At 45.2% G+C, this 17,461-nt stretch carries 13 protein-coding genes; 9 read left to right on the top strand and 4 right to left on the bottom strand.

The window, feature by feature from the left end:
- The first annotated feature begins 89 nt into the window (after positions 1–89).
- Both pruA and JO154_RS01270 read left to right on the top strand, forming a co-directional pair.
- The gene (gene pruA, locus JO154_RS01275; protein ID WP_291941170.1) at positions 90–1,721 is read left to right on the top strand and encodes an L-glutamate gamma-semialdehyde dehydrogenase; all 1,632 of its coding nucleotides are present in this window, start codon (positions 90–92) and stop codon (positions 1,719–1,721) included.
- Positions 1,722–1,951: 230 nt separating this feature from the next.
- Entirely contained in the window at positions 1,952–2,977 is a 1,026-nt protein-coding gene (locus JO154_RS01270) for a hypothetical protein (protein ID WP_291941168.1), read from the top strand.
- Positions 2,978–2,979: 2 nt separating this feature from the next.
- On the opposite strand, the gene JO154_RS01265 is transcribed toward JO154_RS01270, so the two are convergent.
- Entirely contained in the window at positions 2,980–3,468 is a 489-nt protein-coding gene (locus JO154_RS01265; RefSeq protein ID WP_291941167.1) for a peroxiredoxin, read from the bottom strand.
- Positions 3,469–3,670: 202 nt separating this feature from the next.
- Here JO154_RS01265 and pyrR point away from each other — a divergent pair, with 202 nt between their 5' ends.
- The 4 genes from pyrR to JO154_RS01245 all read left to right on the top strand — a co-directional run bounded on the left by pyrR (position 3,671) and on the right by JO154_RS01245 (position 8,697).
- A complete protein-coding gene (gene pyrR / locus JO154_RS01260) occupies positions 3,671–4,201 on the top strand; it encodes a bifunctional pyr operon transcriptional regulator/uracil phosphoribosyltransferase PyrR (protein ID WP_291941166.1) in 531 nt (176 codons plus the stop codon).
- A gap of 48 nt (positions 4,202–4,249) precedes the next feature.
- A complete protein-coding gene (locus tag JO154_RS01255) occupies positions 4,250–5,179 on the top strand; it encodes an aspartate carbamoyltransferase catalytic subunit (protein ID WP_291941165.1) in 930 nt (309 codons plus the stop codon).
- A gap of 124 nt (positions 5,180–5,303) precedes the next feature.
- Positions 5,304–6,323, top strand: coding sequence for a hypothetical protein (locus tag JO154_RS01250; protein ID WP_291941164.1), 1,020 nt, complete (start codon positions 5,304–5,306; stop codon positions 6,321–6,323).
- Positions 6,286–8,697: a hypothetical protein gene (locus JO154_RS01245; protein WP_291941163.1), complete on the top strand. Its 2,412-nt coding sequence runs from the start codon at positions 6,286–6,288 to the stop codon at positions 8,695–8,697. Before JO154_RS01250 ends, JO154_RS01245 begins: the two co-directional genes overlap by 38 nt.
- Before the next feature lie 4 nt (positions 8,698–8,701).
- Here the strand turns inward: JO154_RS01245 and JO154_RS01240 are convergent, their stop codons facing one another.
- The 3 genes from JO154_RS01240 to JO154_RS01230 form a co-directional block, all read right to left on the bottom strand.
- Positions 8,702–12,091 (bottom strand): SusC/RagA family TonB-linked outer membrane protein, encoded by a 3,390-nt coding sequence (locus JO154_RS01240; RefSeq protein WP_291941162.1) that lies wholly within the window; start codon positions 12,089–12,091, stop codon positions 8,702–8,704.
- Between the two features lie 20 nt (positions 12,092–12,111).
- On the bottom strand, positions 12,112–13,107 hold the full coding sequence (locus JO154_RS01235) for a FecR family protein (protein ID WP_291941161.1): 996 nt from the start codon (positions 13,105–13,107) through the stop codon (positions 12,112–12,114).
- A gap of 74 nt (positions 13,108–13,181) precedes the next feature.
- Positions 13,182–13,724, bottom strand: a complete 543-nt coding sequence (locus tag JO154_RS01230; protein ID WP_291941160.1) for an RNA polymerase sigma-70 factor — start codon at positions 13,722–13,724, stop codon at positions 13,182–13,184.
- Positions 13,725–13,930: 206 nt separating this feature from the next.
- Between JO154_RS01230 and JO154_RS01225 the strand changes: the two genes are divergently transcribed.
- The 3 genes from JO154_RS01225 (at position 13,931) to JO154_RS01215 (ending at position 17,460) form a co-directional block, all read left to right on the top strand.
- Positions 13,931–14,407 carry a hypothetical protein gene (locus tag JO154_RS01225; RefSeq protein WP_291941158.1) on the top strand — a complete coding sequence of 159 codons (477 nt, stop codon included), beginning with the start codon at positions 13,931–13,933 and terminating at the stop codon, positions 14,405–14,407.
- Between the two features lie 145 nt (positions 14,408–14,552).
- Positions 14,553–14,882: a DMT family protein gene (locus tag JO154_RS01220; RefSeq protein WP_291941157.1), complete on the top strand. Its 330-nt coding sequence runs from the start codon at positions 14,553–14,555 to the stop codon at positions 14,880–14,882.
- A 91-nt stretch (positions 14,883–14,973) separates the two neighbouring features.
- The gene (locus tag JO154_RS01215) at positions 14,974–17,460 is read left to right on the top strand and encodes a PIG-L family deacetylase (RefSeq protein WP_291941155.1); all 2,487 of its coding nucleotides are present in this window, start codon (positions 14,974–14,976) and stop codon (positions 17,458–17,460) included.
- Position 17,461: the final 1 nt, after the last annotated feature.

Here is a 17,461-nt window from a genome sequence, read left to right as displayed (position 1 = left end):
TAATAAGCCTCACCTGGTTACAACAAGTACCTTTGCAGCGGAAACTGCAAGAGGCATATTATTTATTCGAAACAACAAAATCTTACCAGATGAATACAGGATATTTTGATTACGCAGCGCCAGCAAATGAGCCTGTTCTTAGCTATGCACCGGGTTCTCCGGAAAGAGCTGCCCTGAAAAAACAACTGGCAGCTTTTAAGGCGGAATCTGCCGACATCCCTATGTATATTGGTGGTAAGGAAGTACGCACCGGCAAAACTGTCGATCTGCGCCCTCCTCACGAACATAAACACAAACTGGGTCACTTCCATCAAGGAGATGCTTCCCATATCAATGATGCGATCGAAGCAGCCCTGGCTGCCCGTGAAAAATGGGCAAACATGGACTGGGAAGCTCGCGCAGGTATCTTCCTCCGCGCCGCTGACCTGATCGCAACGAAATATCGCTACCACATGAACGGTGCGACCATGCTGGGTCAAAGCAAAAACGCTTTCCAAGCAGAAATCGACAGCGCTTGTGAACTGATCGACTTCCTCCGTTGGAACGTGCATTACCTGAGCGAAATCTACCGCCAACAACCGGTGAGCGCTCCTGGTATCCACAACCGTATGGAATACCGTCCTCTGGAAGGTTTCGTGCTGGCGGTAACACCTTTCAACTTCACCGCTATCGGTGGTAACCTGCCTACTTCTGCTGCGATGTGCGGTAACGTAGTAGTATGGAAACCAGCAAACACCCAGGTATTCGCAGCACAGATGTTTATGAAAATACTCATCGAAGCAGGTCTGCCTGATGGCGTTATTAACCTGGTATATGCAAGCGGTCCACTCATCGGTGATATCTGCTTCGCTAACCCACATTTCGCTGGTATCCACTTCACCGGTTCTACTGGCGTGTTCCAGACCATGTGGAAAACCATCGGCGAAAACATTCACAAATACAAAACCTATCCACGCATCGTTGGGGAAACTGGTGGTAAAGACTTCGTTCTCATCCACAAATCCGCTCTCGTGGATGTTGCAGCCACTGCATTGGCTCGCGGCGCGTTCGAATACCAGGGCCAGAAATGCTCTGCCGCTTCTCGCGCTTACCTGCCTAGCAATATCGCAGAGGCTATCAAATCTAAACTGGTAGCTGATCTGAAAACCATGAAAATGGGTACCACAGAAGATTTCAGCAACTTCATCAACGCTGTCATCGATGAGCGTTCTTTCGATAAGATCACGCAATACATCGACAACGCGAAGAAAGATCCTGCTGCTAAAATCATCGCTGGCGGTAACTACAATAAATCTGAAGGTTACTTCATCGAACCTACTGTTATCGAAACTACCGATCCTAAGTATGTTACTATGTGCGAGGAAATCTTCGGCCCAGTGCTGACGATCCACGTATACGATGCAGAGAAATTCGAAGAAATCATGGAAGTACTGGATCAAACTTCTGAATATGCCCTGACAGGCGCTATCATCGCACAGGATCGTTATGCAGTAGAACTGGCCACCAGGAAATTGGTAAACGCTGCCGGTAACTTCTACATCAACGATAAACCAACCGGCGCAGTAGTTGGTCAGCAGCCTTTTGGCGGTGCCCGCGCTTCCGGTACCAACGATAAAGCCGGTTCTATGCTGAACCTCTATCGCTGGTTGAGTGCAAGAGCTATCAAAGAAACTTTTGTACCTCCTGTTGATTACAGGTATCCATTCCTGAACGAAGCATAATTTTATTATTGTTCAATACAACAAATGCTTTATCAAAAAAAGGGATCGATGTCGCAGACGTCGATCCCTTTTTTTATCTCTTTCGTCGTCCCTGCCCAGCGGCAGGGACGACAGACAGGAAAGTATTACCTTCATTTCCATTGTACTAATTGGTTTTGATACACCATCTTCTTTTTGCTGATAACCAAGGTATTGATTAACTTCCTATTTCATTCTTTCATTGTTTTACTATGTGTCGTCCCATTGCTATTGTTTTATTCCTCTTTTGTATTTCCTGTAATTCCCGCAAGGAAAAATCAGATACGCAGGCATTCTATTCCTGGTCGGCTTTTTATCAGCCAACAGATTCTTCAGCGAAACTGCCATCTTCTACCTTTAACCACTTGTATCTTCACTATTACGACGTTACCTGGAGCGATGAATATCATATTCCCTTGCCCAAACCTTCCTTCAGGCAGCAGTTTGTGGATTCCACATTTTATGGTGGAAACGCATTTACCCCAGTCATACATATTGAAAATACCGTGTTGGAGAAGCTACCGATGGACTCCATGGTGCCGCTCGCAGCGAAGATGAACAGTAAGTTGGAGCTGTTGTCTTCCCAAATCCACCAGCAATCTGCTGTTACACCAGATGATGAAATACAATTTGATTGTAACTGGACACCTGATACGAAAGACAAATATTTCATCCTTCTGCTGCAGTTCAAACAACTCCAACCTAAGAAGGAACTGTCCGCCACCGTTAACTTATATGCATTCAAAGAAAGGGCTACAATGGGGGTGCCACCTGTTAACAGGGTAATGTTACAATGTTATGATATAGGGAGAAGCAACGATACTAGTAGTAATAATGCTAATCTGGACTCCACCATCTTAGCCGGATATTTTAAAGGAGGCGTATATCCGTTACCGTTAGATCTTGCGTTTCCTGTAGGAGGATGGATGGTACATTATCGGGAAGGGAAGAAGTTGGGATATCCTTACCTGTTCGAGTTTTTCAAGGAATATAAATCGTTATTCGAAGCTAAAGATCAGGAGCAATTTACATTGCTGAAAGATACCAGCTACTTAGGAACTGATTATAAAGTGAATGATATCTTGCGTAGAGAGGCGGTGCAGCCAGCGGTTCTCGCGTCTGCCATAAAATATATTACTGGTAAAATAAAATACCGGCGGATTGCCTTCTGGTATTGGAATCCGCCGGTAACTTATCAATACCGGGATATCATCCGGCAGACGTTCGCTGCCCATTGATGTTACTGCATTTTTCGCAGTGCTTCCAGGGATTCTGTAACATGCTTTTCTCCATCGCGCATAGAATTGAAGGTATGCACCACGATGCCCTTCTTATCCACGATATACGTTACTCTGCCAGGGATCACAAAAGTTTTCGGAACGCCAAACAGCTTCCGTACTTTCTGATCCGGATCACTCAACAGTGTAAAAGGCAACTGATGGTGTGCCGCAAAGCTTTTATGAGAGGCCACATCATCTGAACTGATCCCAATCACCAGGGCACCCAGTTTTTTGAATTCCTCATAGGAGTCACGGAAGGAGCAGGCTTCTTTCGTACATACGCTGGTTTCATCCTTCGGATAGAAGTAAATTACCAGCGGCTGCTTACCCACATAATTGGCCAGATCAAAGGTTTTTCCATTCTGATCTTGGAGGGAAAATACCGGTACCTTATCCCCAGTCTTAATCTGGGCATCCGCAGATGGGCTCCAGAAATTCAAAATTGCCATAAACAAGAATAATTTTAGTATACGCATAGCAATATCTTGTACTACGAATGTAAGACAAGTCCACTGAATAGTGAACTATGTAAATATTTTTACATATAACTCCTCCTTGATGTATTTTTTTATGATCCTTGCCTACAAATGAATAATTGTACTTTTTATCTGCCTCATTAATTGTTATTTTTGGCCCCTAAAACGTAGTGTTTTGAAAACCATACTAAACGGGAAGCAATTGTCTATTACGATAGACCGGCTTTGTCACCAGTTAATAGAAAATCACCTGCAGTTTGAGGAGACGGTATTGATAGGACTGCAACCAAGAGGTATTTTTCTGTCGGATAGGATTTACAGCACTTTGCGCAAACTGCTGCCGGATGCCAATATCCGTTATGGCAAGCTGGACATCACCTTTTATAGAGATGATTTCAACAAAGGGAAGGGCTTGCATGTTCCCAACGAAACGAGCATTGATTTTTCCATAGAAAATAAGAAAGTTGTACTGATAGACGACGTTTTGTATACCGGTAGAACAATCCGTTCTGCGCTCGATGCCATGCTGGATTTCGGTCGTCCTGCTTCCGTAGAGTTGCTGGCCTTGATAGACCGCCGTTTCAGCCGCCAACTGCCGATTCAGCCGGATTATACTGGTAGAACCATCGATGCATTTATCTCGCAGAAAGTTAAGGTTTTGTGGGAAGATAGAGATGGAAAAGATGAGGTTGTACTGGTTGATTAGCAAATTGAATTTTACAATTCAGGTTTCATCCTTTATATTTGCACATTAATGTCACTTTCTGTAAAACACTTACTCGGAATTCGCGATCTGCAGCGTCAGGATATAGAACTTATTTTTCAAACAGCCAGTCAGTTTAAAGAAGTTTTACAAAGGCCAATTAAAAAAGTTCCCACGCTCCGCGATACTACTATTGTCAATCTGTTTTTCGAGAATTCAACTCGCACCCGTATTTCATTCGAACTCGCTGAAAAAAGACTTGGCGCGGATACGATCAATTTTTCCGCTTCCGGTTCTTCTGTATCTAAAGGGGAAACCCTCATCGATACGGTGCATAACATCCTCTCCATGAAAGTGGATATGGTGGTGATGCGTCACAGCGCCAGCGGAGCGCCGCATTTCTTGTCAAACCACATTGACGTACCTATTCTCAATGCCGGCGATGGTATCAACGAACATCCCACCCAGGCACTGCTGGATTCCTTTTCTATCAAGGAAAGACTCGGATCAGTAGAAGGAAAGAAAATTGCTATTTGTGGAGACATCATGCACTCCCGTGTAGCACTCTCCAATATTTACTGCCTGAAGAAACTAGGAGCGGAAGTTACAGTAGTAGGCCCGCCTACACTGATTCCTAAATACCTGGAAGCTGCATTGGGCGTAAACGTTACTTACGATATCCGCGAAGCCCTCCAATGGGCGGATGTTGCCAACGTTCTCCGTATACAACTGGAACGCCAGAATACACCACTGTTCTCTTCTCTGAGGGAATATTCTATCGCATACGGTATCAATCGCGCACTGCTGGACAGCCTGCAAAAAGATATCGTGATCATGCACCCAGGCCCTATCAATAGAGGGGTGGAACTGAATTCCGATGTGGCAGACTCTGGTCAGTCTATCATCCTGGATCAGGTGGAAAACGGGGTAGCGGTACGTATGGCTGCGCTCTATCTGCTAGCAGGTAAACAAACTTTATAAACGTTCTTTTGCATATCAGGAAAGCGGTAGGAGACTACCGCTTTTTTTTATTCTTATCACTAACACGAATGATCTTTTTTTACAATTATTCCCACCACGTAGCTTTGTAGTAATTCTTTTCTACATGCGTTTCCGCATCTCCCTACTACTGCTTTTTTCTATTATCGCTGCCTTGAGCTGCAAACGCAGTCGGCCTACCAGCCATGCATTTTATTATTGGAAATCTTCTTGTTATTCGGAGGATGCAGATAACATCGCCAAACTACGACCGGATAACATCTATCTCCATTATTTTGATGTGATCTGGGACGAACGACGCAAAATGCCGGTGCCTGTTGCCAGCCCGGATAAATACAGTTATTCGTCCTGGAGCCGGCTGCAAGGGATAAAACCAGTCGTATATATTGAAAACAGGGTATTTGAGAAACTGCCTGTCGACTCCTGTGCTGTGCTGGCCCGTAAAGTAGCGGCTAAAATAAGGGCTTTGAACCGGCAACTAAACATGCAAGGAATCATTACGGAAATGCAATTTGACTGCGACTGGACAGCGAGTACACAAAAGCAATACTTTACTTTCCTCCAGGCATTTCGGGCGAATGAAGTTTATAAAACTATCTCCGCTACCATACGCTTGTATCCTTATAAATACCAGCAGAGAATGGGCGTCCCGCCTGTAGACAGAGGCATGCTGATGTGCTATAACCTCAATAGCATCAACAACCCCGATGTAAATAATTCTATAATTATGCAGGAGGAGGTGAAACGTTATATTACTGGTAAAACCGTATATCCGTTGCCGTTAGATCTGGCTTTCCCGGTATTCGGCTGGTACGCTTGGTTTAGGAATAACGAGTTTCAACAGATTATTTATGGAGATGCGAGTCTGGCTGAAGATACGAGCGTCTTCCACCCGGTAATAGCAAACAATTTCATCTCAAAACTGGATACGGTAATGGATAATCATTACATCCGGGAAGGAGATGTATTGCGCCGCGAATATGCACAGCCGGCGGAGTTACAGGAAATCATCCGCTATGTCACTGGCAAAATTCCGAACTATGAAACGATCGCCTTCTATCATTGGAACACTCCCAACATGAACAAATATGCACCTCTCATACAGGAAACTTTTTATCGTTATTAGTATAGTAGTGGCCAGCCAGCTATTCACCACCACCAGCCAGAGTTGCGGGCCTGACTGGTATCATAATCAACTCCAAATTCTATTGTTCCGTCAGCCTATTACGGGGAATGATAACCTGGAACCGCTTCATTTTAATTCAGAAATATACTCCGACTTTCATTCCGATCCCGGCCAGCATGACCGGAAAAGAAACTGTGAGGAATGGAGCCGGTTCACGGACAATACAGTCCCCTGGAAGGATATAATGGAAGTCCAGTATGCAATGCCATCCAATGATTTCCTGGAAGCAGTGCACGATATACCACAGGGTAGCTACCGGCATAACCGGTTTGTCAAATGGCTGAAACAGCCATCCAACAAGGCTGCACTGGACTATATGATTTTTGCAAAGGAGATAGAAAGTAATGCTGCCTGCCTGGATGATCCCTGGGAGGAAGAAGAAACTTCCTTTAAATGCCGCTTTCAGCCCTTGGTAGATACTGTAAAAAACAGGTGTGTTGAAACCTTGCCAACGTTTATCCGTCAACGTTATATTTTCCAGGGAATGAAATTACTGAGCTATCAGACATTCAACAGCGACAGCATGCGAAAGTCGGATATGCATTTACTGCGTCAGTATTATGAAAAGGAATTGCTCAACAAAAACGTTGTAGTTGGCGACTGGGGCCTATTGTACTATGGGTGGATGACAGGTGATAGTCTCTCGCAGACTAAAGCCTGGCTGCAATGCTTTGCCCAGTCAGATGAAAAGAAAAGCTATATGATACGGCTGCTTGAAACCAGGTGGATTAAGCAACTGTTAGAAACCCCAATAGATACGGCTCTTCGTAAAACAGCCTATACGGTATTGAATATTAAGAATCCGGGGAAAGGCTTGCAGTATATCCGTAAAATTGTGGACATAGATCCGGATGATAAATTTCTGCCACTGATGGTTTGCAGGGAAGTCAATAAGCTGGAAGACTGGCTCCTGACGCCAGAACTACTGGGATTTGGAAATAGTGTTCCGCAATGGAAAAAAGCTGGCTTTACCAATCCCAACAGGCAGAAGGATCTGGTATATCTGCGGGAAGTACGGCAAGAGTTGGAACATATTTCCAGTAAATCCAGGATGCATAAGGATTTGCTATATCTTGCCATTGCTCACCTGTGCCAGATTGATCAGGATTATGCAACCGCAGAACGCTGGCTGAAAAGGGTAAATACAAAGGGGAGACCCCGTTACATTCGCCAAAAAGCCATTGCCATTGTATTGGGAACGATGTATGCTTATAATACCACGGACCCGCAGGTACAACAAAAAATCTATGAACAACTGCATCTACTGCAATCCATGCAAGAGGAGAAAAATAACCAGGAGCTTATCAATGGTCCTATGCTGCAACTGATGCCACAACTATACCTTGTTTTATCACAGCAATTACTGAAAAACCATGATCTGATTAAAGCAGGTATGGCATTCCAGAAGGCGCAACAGTACGAGTTTCCTGTGAATATCTATTACGGATTTAATTACAATGGAACCGGTTATGCTGATACGACAATTGGCTATCGCCATATTGCCTGGTTTGAAAAATATGCCTCCCCATCCGATATAGATGCCCTCATTGCCTTTAAGCATCAATCTTCCAAAACCGCCTTCGAACAAATGATCAATACCACTGAAAAACTGGATGATAATATATTGCTGGACGTAAAAGGTACCCTGCAGGTACGCAGTCGCCAGTTTGAAGCCGCTGCCGCTACTTTTGCTGCCATTCCCACCTCATATTGGGAGTATACTCCTTTTGATTACTATGGCTTAACCCATAATATAGAAGCAGCAGTACCCCTGTATCGTATTGATACCACACATTATGCGGATTATAAAGTAGGAAACAAACGCATAATAGTGGATCATATCCTGCAATTGCAAAAGGCCAGATCTGCTGCTGTTACGTTGAAAGAGAAGGCCCAGGCGGCTATGCAACTGGGAAACGCCTATTTTAATATTACCTATGAAGGAAAGGCCTGGAGCCTTATTACCTACGGAAAATCGTATAGTGAATCGGCACGCACAATACCGGATGGTTTCTCTTATTCCTCCTGGCCACTCACCAGCCGTTTTGGCAATGATTATTTTGACTGTAGGGAATCAATGAAACTATATCGTGAAGCAATTACCTATGCGGGAAAAGATGAGGAATTAAAGGCAAAAGCCACTATCATGCTGGCTATTTGTGATGAAGCTGCCCATGGCGTTTATATGGATCATTATCATTGCAAAGAGGATTATTCGTCTCCACTCCGACAACGGTTTAAATCATTGTTTGGTAAAACAGCCTCCTACAGCGCCTTACAGACACATTGCCCGGATGCCCAACATTGGAAATAATAAGTTAGAAAGAAACATTCAAACCAATGGTGTAAGATCTAAAAAACGGATAGACGTTTCCGTTATAGCCGCTGGCTTGCTCTGGATCATAGTATTTAATCTTCATATTATTGGTTTCCCAGAGATCCTGACCAGAGAAGTAAATACGCAGCAACTTAATCTGTAAAGCCTTCAGGAGTCCTGGAGGCAGGGTATAGCCCAATTGTAGGCTTTTCAGGCGTATATAAGCGCCATTCATGACCCAATGACTAGATGGCACGGCATTTTGCTGATCGCCCAGATACAGCCGCGGGAACAAGGCATTCGGATTATTAGGGGTCCAGTAGTCCTGGTTGATGCTCCAGGGTTCCTGCCATCCACTGTTGAAAGGGATATTATAACGTGGATCCGGCATCACTTTGCGATTGCCCACTCCCTGGAAGAATACAGACAACTCAATGCCTTTCCAGCTAATCCCTGCGTCAATGCCGTATGAATACTGAGGATCTGTAGTCCCTAGATATACCAAATCTTTACTATCGATGACATGATCGCCATTAATGTCCTTGTACTTAATATCTCCAGGGCCAGTGGCTGCATTTTGAAATGCATGCTGGCTCACTTCCTGCTGCGTCTGGAAATAGCCATCTGCCTGATATCCGAAGAGGGAGGAGTAGGGATATCCCGGTACGCCTTGGTTCCAGCCTGCCTGCGGAATAACTCCATCACTGCGCAACACTTTATTCTTGCTATGGAAGATATTGGCATTCAGATACCAAGTAATAGCTTTACTGGTATTACTTTTCCAACCTGCATTGAATTCCCAACCTTCTGTACGCATTTCTCCTTCATGGTAACTGAGCGGCCATGCACCAACGAGTGAGGACGTCAATTTGGGCATCTGCATATCCCTATTCCTGCGGATGAAATAATCCGCTGAAAGGGTGAGTTGTCCCTTTAACAACACCGCATCCCAACCAAAATTGCTGGCAGCGATGTTTTCCCAGCCATAGGCTTGCGGAACAGGATTATGGAAGACGAACGGTTGTAGTTGCGGCCCAGGTTGAAAGGTGAAGGTTTGGTAGCGCTCATCACTGCTGATGGTATTCCAACTGTTCACATTCCCTAGTTGCCCCCAAGACCAGCGTAACTTAAACTCGTTGAAGAAAGGCAGTGCTTCATAAAACCAAGTTTCATTATTCAGTCGCCATCCCGCTGAGAAAGACGGAAATACCTTCCATTGTGTAATAGACGGGAAGTAATTACCGGCCTGGTAGAGTCGCGCTCCAATCAAATTCGCCTCTAGCAAATAGCGATTATCAAAGTTGTAATTCAGTTTTCCGAAAAGGGAAGTAAGAGACCCTGTAATGCCCAGTAGTCGGGTGTTTTGTGGTGCGTTACTAAACCTGTTATTCGCGATATCCGCTGCGGCAATATCATAAGAGACTGCCGTATTTTGAGTGGTATTATACGATTCTTGTGTGATGCCTCCCAGTAAATGGAAGGTATTTTTATCATTTAACTTCAGATCGTAATCGCCCAACAGTTGCAGGTTTCCGCCTTTTGCTTCGAGCTTGTTCTGCTGCAACATATTATCCGGTTGTACACTACCGGCGATGCCTACACGATTCCAAAGAGGAATTGTCTGCCTGCCTAGATCATCGCGAAGCACCTGTTTTTGTGGACTATAAATTAACCGAAGATTCAATCCTTTCACGAGGCTATCGGCCCTCAATGTAAACACCGCATCGATATAATCATTTTTCTCCTGTCGTTTGCCACCATCGTGCAAAATGGCATATACTGGCGCTCCTCCGAAGGCATAGTGATTGGTGCCAGGCACGAATACCGGTACATTTCCTGGACCGCGGTAAAGTCCTGCCAGCAAACCTTGTGGCCCTTCTACAAGTTGAGAAGGAGAGAAGGTATTGCTCTGTGCCAAAGACATCCTGGATTCTAGGCTGAAGTGTTTATTAAACCGGTTATTCATACTCAACCGACCGTTTACACGATTGGTTTTATCGGGTCCTACAGCGAAGAGTCCTTGTCTACCGAAATACCCCATTGACGCCGTAAACTGGTTTTTCTCCGAGCCACCTTTCACCGACAAATTATAATTCTGTACAGCCGTTCTATTCTTGGTCACTAATCCAAGCTGGTTATAGTTGTAATAGTATTTATAGAAATCCGGATTATTCGGATCTATCATATACTTGTTGCCTTGTTGTAGCAAAGCTATTTCCGCAGGCTGCCATGGCGCTGGTTTTCCGGCATTCGCCGCTGCAATATTCTCCAGAGTAGCATCTGTCGCTGAGGATAATCGTTGTGGTAGTCGGATGGGAGTTTCCCATCCACCGAGGGTATTGAAGTCGACAGAAATTTTGCCTGGCTTACCACTGCGCGTACTTACCAGCACTACGCCACCAGCTCCTCTAGCGCCGTAGATGGCTGCAGCGGCGGCATCTTTCAAAATGGAAACAGATTCTATATCATCTGGATTTAACACAGACAATGATCCTGGCACTCCATCCACAATCACGGGCGTATTCGAGCCGGAGCCACTGTTAACGCCACGTATCTGTAAGTTAAAACCTTCCTTCCCAGGTTGCCCGTTGCTACGAGTAACCACCAGCCCTGTTGCTGTACCTTGCAGTGCGGCTATCACATTCGGCACTGGTCTGCTTTTCAGCCGATTGCCATCTACTTGGGCAATAGCCCCAGTAATGTTGGCGCGCTTCTGTAAGCCATATCCCAGTACTACTAGTTCATTCAGCTTTTTTAAATCTGGTTGCAGGATAACATTGATGATACGCCTGTCGCGTACACTGATTTCTTTCGGTTGAAAACCAATCAGGGATACATGCAGGGTAGCTTGACCAGAGGCTACTTCCACTTGGAAACTGCCATCTTCGGCAGTGGCGGTACCATTCTTTGTATCATCTTCGCGGATGGAAACCCCACTTAGTGGCTGCATACCGTCAGTGATGATACCGGTAATTAGCCATTTGTTTGGATTGATAGGCCGACTATATCCGGGTGTAGGAGCATTCGGGCTGGCGCTGCCCACAGGTATCACAATGATTTGTCCATCGCGAATTTCAAAAGAATATCTAGCAGGAGGGAAGAGTAGTGGTAGTACAGTTGGAAGTGGTGTGTTTTTTACCTGGATAGACACCCCTCGGCGGTTTTCCAGTTCTTCGGAAGAAATAGCAAAGGTGTATTTTGTTTGTCGTTCTATCTCCCGTAATACTGTTTTCAGACTGGCTTTCCGATAATGCAGCGTGACATTTTTGGGAACAGAATTTTGGGCCGCGGCGTCAGCAACGGCAAATACCAGGATAACAAAAAACAGAAAAACAGACGACAGGCTTAACCTGGTAACTGAGCGTAGCGCCTGAGATAGTGTTTGCTGCATAAGCAGTAATCGCAGGGCTATTAGTAAAATTCTACCAGGTTACCTTCGTGTTTAATGTTTATTTGTAATGCTTTTCTGATGATGTCCAATACTTCATCCAGCGGCAGGTTACGGAAAGTAGCCAGCAGTCTTGCATCTGCAAGCTTAGGATCATTGATATTCACTTTCACGTGGTAATAGTCTTCCAGGGCTACTGCCACATCGGTGAGGGGACTTTCATCAAATACGAGACAGCGTGTTTTCCACGCTAGGATATTGGTGGCTTTTTTATGTTCCGTAGTACTGATATTATTGCCATTATGGGGCATTCTTGCCTCCAGACCTGGCGTCAGTATTACATTTTGGTCGGAATTTTTGAAGGCAGCACTCACTTTACCCGTCTGCACGAAAACCTGCACATCTTTGTCTGCAGCTTTCACATTAAAGGAGGTGCCTAATACACGGATATTTACATCCGATGCTTCTACTGTAAAGGGTTGTGATGCCCTTTGTGCTACGTCAAAGAAAGCCTCTCCCTGTGCGATGGTCACCTTACGGCTGGTTTCACCGAATTTACGAGGCACCTTCACCACGGTATTGGCATTCAGGTAGATCATAGAGCCGTCTTGCAGGCGTACGCTATCGATCTGCTGATGGGTAGCATATGTTTTGTTAGCGCCAGGGCCCAAGAATGCCATGCCTACTGCAATACCAGTTACGGCTGCAGCGGCCCACCAGTAACGGTAAGGCATCTTTTTTACTTTGGCAGTTGCAATGGGAGTAGCTACTGTTGCTGTAGAGGGCTGGGTGGCAGGAAGCTTGTCCAGCGTAGCGCTGAGTTGTACCCACTGTCCCTGGGTATCGAAGGCAGAGGCGGCAGGAAGAGGATCGCCATGCCACATGTCTCTCATGTCCAGGAAGATGTCGAGATTAGCCGGTTCCTCTTGAATCCAGTCGTTCAACAAGCGTTTGCACTGCTCGTTTTCCGGATTCTCCAAGTAACGGATCACAATATCTATGTCGGTTTTGCTATTCATGGCTTCTTATTGATAATACAACCAGAGGGGAAGTTACCATTAGTCGAATTAAAAAAATTTTTTCCGGGCAGGGGTTATTGCTTATTTACCAATACCACTCTTAATTTTTTGAGAGCAGTGGTGAGATGAGCGTACACCGTATTAATAGATATATCCAGTTGCGCTGCAATTTCCGTAGGGGAAAGTCCTTTAAACCTGCTCATTTCAAAAACACGTCTACACTGGTCTGGTAATTTTTCCAATGCATAACGATATTGGGTTTCCAATTCTTTATGTTCTAGTAGCTGATGGGAGGTTTCAGAGGGAGAGGCTACATGGAGCTGTTCTTTTGTATATGCTTCCTGCCGCTGGTCCTTTTTAATACTATTCAGGCAAGTGTTCACAGTAGCCCGAGCCAGATAGTGCTGAATAGGTGCTCTTTCATCCAGGTTTTCTGCATTCTTCCACAAATTGAGGAATACATCCTGCACCATATCGTTCGCGCTATCCTCATCCTTTACATATCGCACCGCAATATTATACATGGAAGGAGCGAACTGTTTGAATACAGCTTCAAATACAGCTTTGTTTCTTGTCCGGATGCCTTTAACTATTTCTTCATTACTCAGTTGCAACATGGGCTGATCATTTGTTTCCGCCGGTGCGAAGATAGACGATTAAAACTTTTTTTCACTTTAACATTTTCTTCACTAATGGTAAGTGATGTTTCGGATGTATTGTTACTATACGGCCGCCAACAGATTGGCAATGTTACAAAAACCATGCACATATAAGCGCCGTGATCAGGTCATCATAATTTTTAACCATATCAAAATTGAATGCCATGAAAAAAACAATGACAGGAATGTTCGCATTAACCGCAATGATTTTCGGAATGTCTGCTTTCAAAGGGACAGCTGCAACACCGGTAAAGGGAGCTGATAGTATTGCTGTTTACTCAGCTGATTCATTGGCAGGCATCGATTCTGCTGCAATGCGTACACACGTAGCCGTTAGTCTCGATTCCCTGAAAGGTCTGGACAGTCTCAAAGGTACTGAATCTCTTCGCGCAGTGGAAGCTGGATCAATTACCGGTAAAATCACACCTGCAGACGGAGCTACTGAAGTAGAAGCGGTAAGTGCGGAAGGTAAACTGAAAGCTGCGGTATCCCAAGGTACCTTCACTATTCAAGGTGCAAAAGCAGGTTCCTATACAATTGTTGTAGTAGGAAAAGCACCATACAAAAGCGCTACCATCAAGGATGTAAAAGTGGAAGACGGAAAAGCTACTGATGTTGGCGAAATTAAATTAGAACAATAATAAAAAGAATACTAGCAACCAACAACACACTCATCCTAGATGAGAACCCTATTGGTTTGATCCACACGAGGCTACATCATTCTTGATTCGGCCTCTTTTTTTTGCCTTCATTTAGTCAGTATCTTTGCATCCGAAAAAATCACACATGCGCACGATACTGCTCCTCCTACTGTCCAACAGTTTTATGACTTATGCCTGGTATGGCCACTTGAAACAAACAGACACAGCCCTTTGGAAAATCATCCTCATCAGTTGGGGAATCGCCTTCTTTGAATACTGCTTTATGGTGCCAGCCAACCGCTATGGCGTCCAGGAAGGATTTAACGGCTTCCAGCTCAAAACCATCCAGGAGGTAGTCTCCCTGACAATATTCGGCCTTTTTGCTATCTTTTTTCTGAAAGAACCGCTGAGATGGAACTATATGCTCTCTTTCGCATTGCTGATAGGCGCCGCCTATTTTATGTTCAAAAAGTAGTTCTTCCAATCCTACAGCCGCTCAACCCAATTCACTTGGACGGCCTGGATTAATTACTATTTTTGACTATCCGTAAATCTCGCAACCATACATGATTCAAAGAATCTATACCGCACTGGCTTTGTTACTATTGCTGCTGGTAGCCGGTTCGGCCAACAGTCAGCCTACACCCGTTTGGAATGCCGCCGATATCAGGCTGCAGTTGAAAAAGTTGGATACCCTCGGAAGTGTTCTCTATTTCGCTGCCCATCCGGATGATGAAAATACCCGATTACTGGGCTATCTCGCCAAAGAAAAATTATATCGTACGGGCTATCTCTCGCTTACACGCGGAGATGGCGGTCAAAACCTCGTCGGAAACGAACAAGGGGAACTATTAGGCCTCATCCGTACCCAAGAACTTCTCGCTGCCAGACGAATTGACGGCGCTGAACAGTTCTTTACCAGGGCGCAGGACTTCGGCTTCTCCAAAAATCCGGAAGAAACCTTTTCCATCTGGGATACCGATAAAATCACCCGCGATGCGGTATGGATCATCCGTAAATTCCAACCTGATGTAATTATCTGCCGCTTCCCAGCGGATAGTCGCGCTGGTCACGGCCATCATACGGCCTCTGCCATTATTGCGGCTAAAGCCTTCGACCTAGCAGCAGATCCTAACTATGCACCTGAACAACTGAAATATGTAAAACCCTGGCAGGCAAAACGCCTCCTCTGGAATACATACACCTTCAGCGGAATTAATACTACCTCGGAAGATCAGTTTAAAATGGATGTAGGGGTATACAATCCCCTCCTAGGCAAGGGCTTCGGGGAAATTGCCGCAGAAAGCCGATCCCAGCACAAAAGCCAGGGTTTCGGCGTAGCTGCTACCCGCGGTAGTTCACTGGAGTATTTCCAGACCATTAAAGGTACTAGCCCTTCTAAAGAACTCCTCGATGGGGTAGACCAGTCCTGGGCCCGCATCAACGGTGGTAAAGCTATTGGAGATATGGTGGACAAAGCCATTGCTGCCTATAACATGGACAATCCCGCTGCTTCTGTACCTGCATTACTGGCTATTCGCAAGGCTATCCAAGGACTTCCTGACGGTTATTGGAAATCCCAGAAATTGAAAGAAACAGAACAACTGATCCTGGCCTGTGCTGGCCTTTGGGCAGAAGCTTATAGTGCGAATGCTACTGTCGTTCCTGGATATAAAGTACAATCTACCTTACAGGTAATTAACAGGGGAAATGTACCGGTTAAACTACTGGGGGCCGATTTCCCAGGCGTTCCTAATGCAGTGGCAGCACAAGATCTTATAAATAATAAACTAAATACGTTCCCACAAACGTTTACAGTTCCGGAAAATACGCCCTTTTCACAGCCCTATTGGTTGAATGCTCCCCATCCTCTGGGTACATATACCATCCAAGACCCGCTGCTGGTAGGCAATCCGGAAAATATTCCTGCCCTCCAGGCCACTATTCGCCTTAACATCGACGGCCAGGAACTTACCTTACATCGCCCATTGCAATATAAATACACTGATCCTGTGAAAGGTGAGCTCTATGAGCCATTAGTGATCGCCCCTCCGGTGACGGGCAATCTCACTAACCAAGTATTTATTTTCACAGGAGCCCAATCACAGGAAGCAACCGTGAAAATGCAAGCGATGGCGGAAGGTGTGAAAGGTGATATCTCCCTGAAATTACCTGCCGGATTTGTGGCGACACCAGCTACGCAATCCTACGCTTTCAATCAGCAAGGGGATGAACAGGAATTTCATTTTACGATAAAACCCACACAGGCAGGAAATTCCAACAAGGTGGATACTTTCTCTGTGGCGATGACTAATAACGGGAAAGTATATACGGATGGACTGCAACGTATCAGCTATGACCATATTCCTGTTATTACACTGTTCCCTCCTGCACAGGCGCGACTGGTGACGGTAGACCTGAAACATAACGGCAATAACCTGGGATATATCCCTGGCGCCGGCGATTTCGTGGCGGCTTCCTTACGCCAAGTAGGGTACAAGGTGACAGAACTCTCCGAAAAAGATATCATGAACGGAAACCTTGCCCAATATGATGCGATCATTGCTGGTGTGAGGGCTTACAATACCAATCCAAGAATGAAGTTCTGGCAGAATCGACTGATGGAATATGTGAAAAATGGAGGTACTTATCTTGTACAGTATAACGTAAATTCGCCGCTGGTGATGACCAACCTTGGCCCTTATCCATTCTCACTGTCGCGCGACAGAGTTACGGATGAAAAAGCCCAAGTGACCATTCTCCACCCTGCAGACCCTGTGCTGCATTATCCAAATGATATCAATAACGCTGATTTCAGTGGATGGGTACAGGAACTGGGATTGTATTTCACCGGATCGGCTGATAAGGCATATGATAAATTATTTGCCATGAGCGACAAAGGAGAATCTCCTTTGGATGGCTCTACACTGGTGACGAATTATGGTAAAGGCAGATACGTGTACACTTCCTTGTCATTCTTCAGGCAGTTGCCTGCTGGTGTACCAGGGGCTTATCGCATATTTGTCAACCTGATTTCCGCAAAAAAGAAATAGC

The sequence above is a fragment of the Chitinophaga sp. genome, from assembly GCF_019236475.1.
GTDB lineage: Bacteria > Bacteroidota > Bacteroidia > Chitinophagales > Chitinophagaceae > Chitinophaga.
Note: the sequence above shows the minus strand (reverse complement) of the source record. Positions and strands in the feature narration are given on the sequence as shown.

What these genes read in the sequence shown, in the direction of transcription:
- JO154_RS01220 (WP_291941157.1), top strand. Translation starts at nt 14,553, where the DNA reads ATGCGCACGATACTGCTCCTCCTACTGTCCAACAGTTTTATGACTTAT.
- pruA (WP_291941170.1), top strand. Translation starts at nt 90, where the DNA reads ATGAATACAGGATATTTTGATTACGCAGCGCCAGCAAATGAGCCTGTT.
- JO154_RS01265 (WP_291941167.1), bottom strand. Translation starts at nt 3,468, where the DNA reads ATGGCAATTTTGAATTTCTGGAGCCCATCTGCGGATGCCCAGATTAAG.
- JO154_RS01240 (WP_291941162.1), bottom strand. Translation starts at nt 12,091, where the DNA reads ATGCAGCAAACACTATCTCAGGCGCTACGCTCAGTTACCAGGTTAAGC.
- JO154_RS01250 (WP_291941164.1), top strand. Translation starts at nt 5,304, where the DNA reads ATGCGTTTCCGCATCTCCCTACTACTGCTTTTTTCTATTATCGCTGCC.
- JO154_RS01225 (WP_291941158.1), top strand. Translation starts at nt 13,931, where the DNA reads ATGAAAAAAACAATGACAGGAATGTTCGCATTAACCGCAATGATTTTC.
- JO154_RS01255 (WP_291941165.1), top strand. Translation starts at nt 4,250, where the DNA reads ATGTCACTTTCTGTAAAACACTTACTCGGAATTCGCGATCTGCAGCGT.
- JO154_RS01235 (WP_291941161.1), bottom strand. Translation starts at nt 13,107, where the DNA reads ATGAATAGCAAAACCGACATAGATATTGTGATCCGTTACTTGGAGAAT.
- JO154_RS01230 (WP_291941160.1), bottom strand. Translation starts at nt 13,724, where the DNA reads ATGTTGCAACTGAGTAATGAAGAAATAGTTAAAGGCATCCGGACAAGA.
- JO154_RS01215 (WP_291941155.1), top strand. Translation starts at nt 14,974, where the DNA reads ATGATTCAAAGAATCTATACCGCACTGGCTTTGTTACTATTGCTGCTG.
- JO154_RS01245 (WP_291941163.1), top strand. Translation starts at nt 6,286, where the DNA reads ATGCACCTCTCATACAGGAAACTTTTTATCGTTATTAGTATAGTAGTG.
- JO154_RS01270 (WP_291941168.1), top strand. Translation starts at nt 1,952, where the DNA reads ATGTGTCGTCCCATTGCTATTGTTTTATTCCTCTTTTGTATTTCCTGT.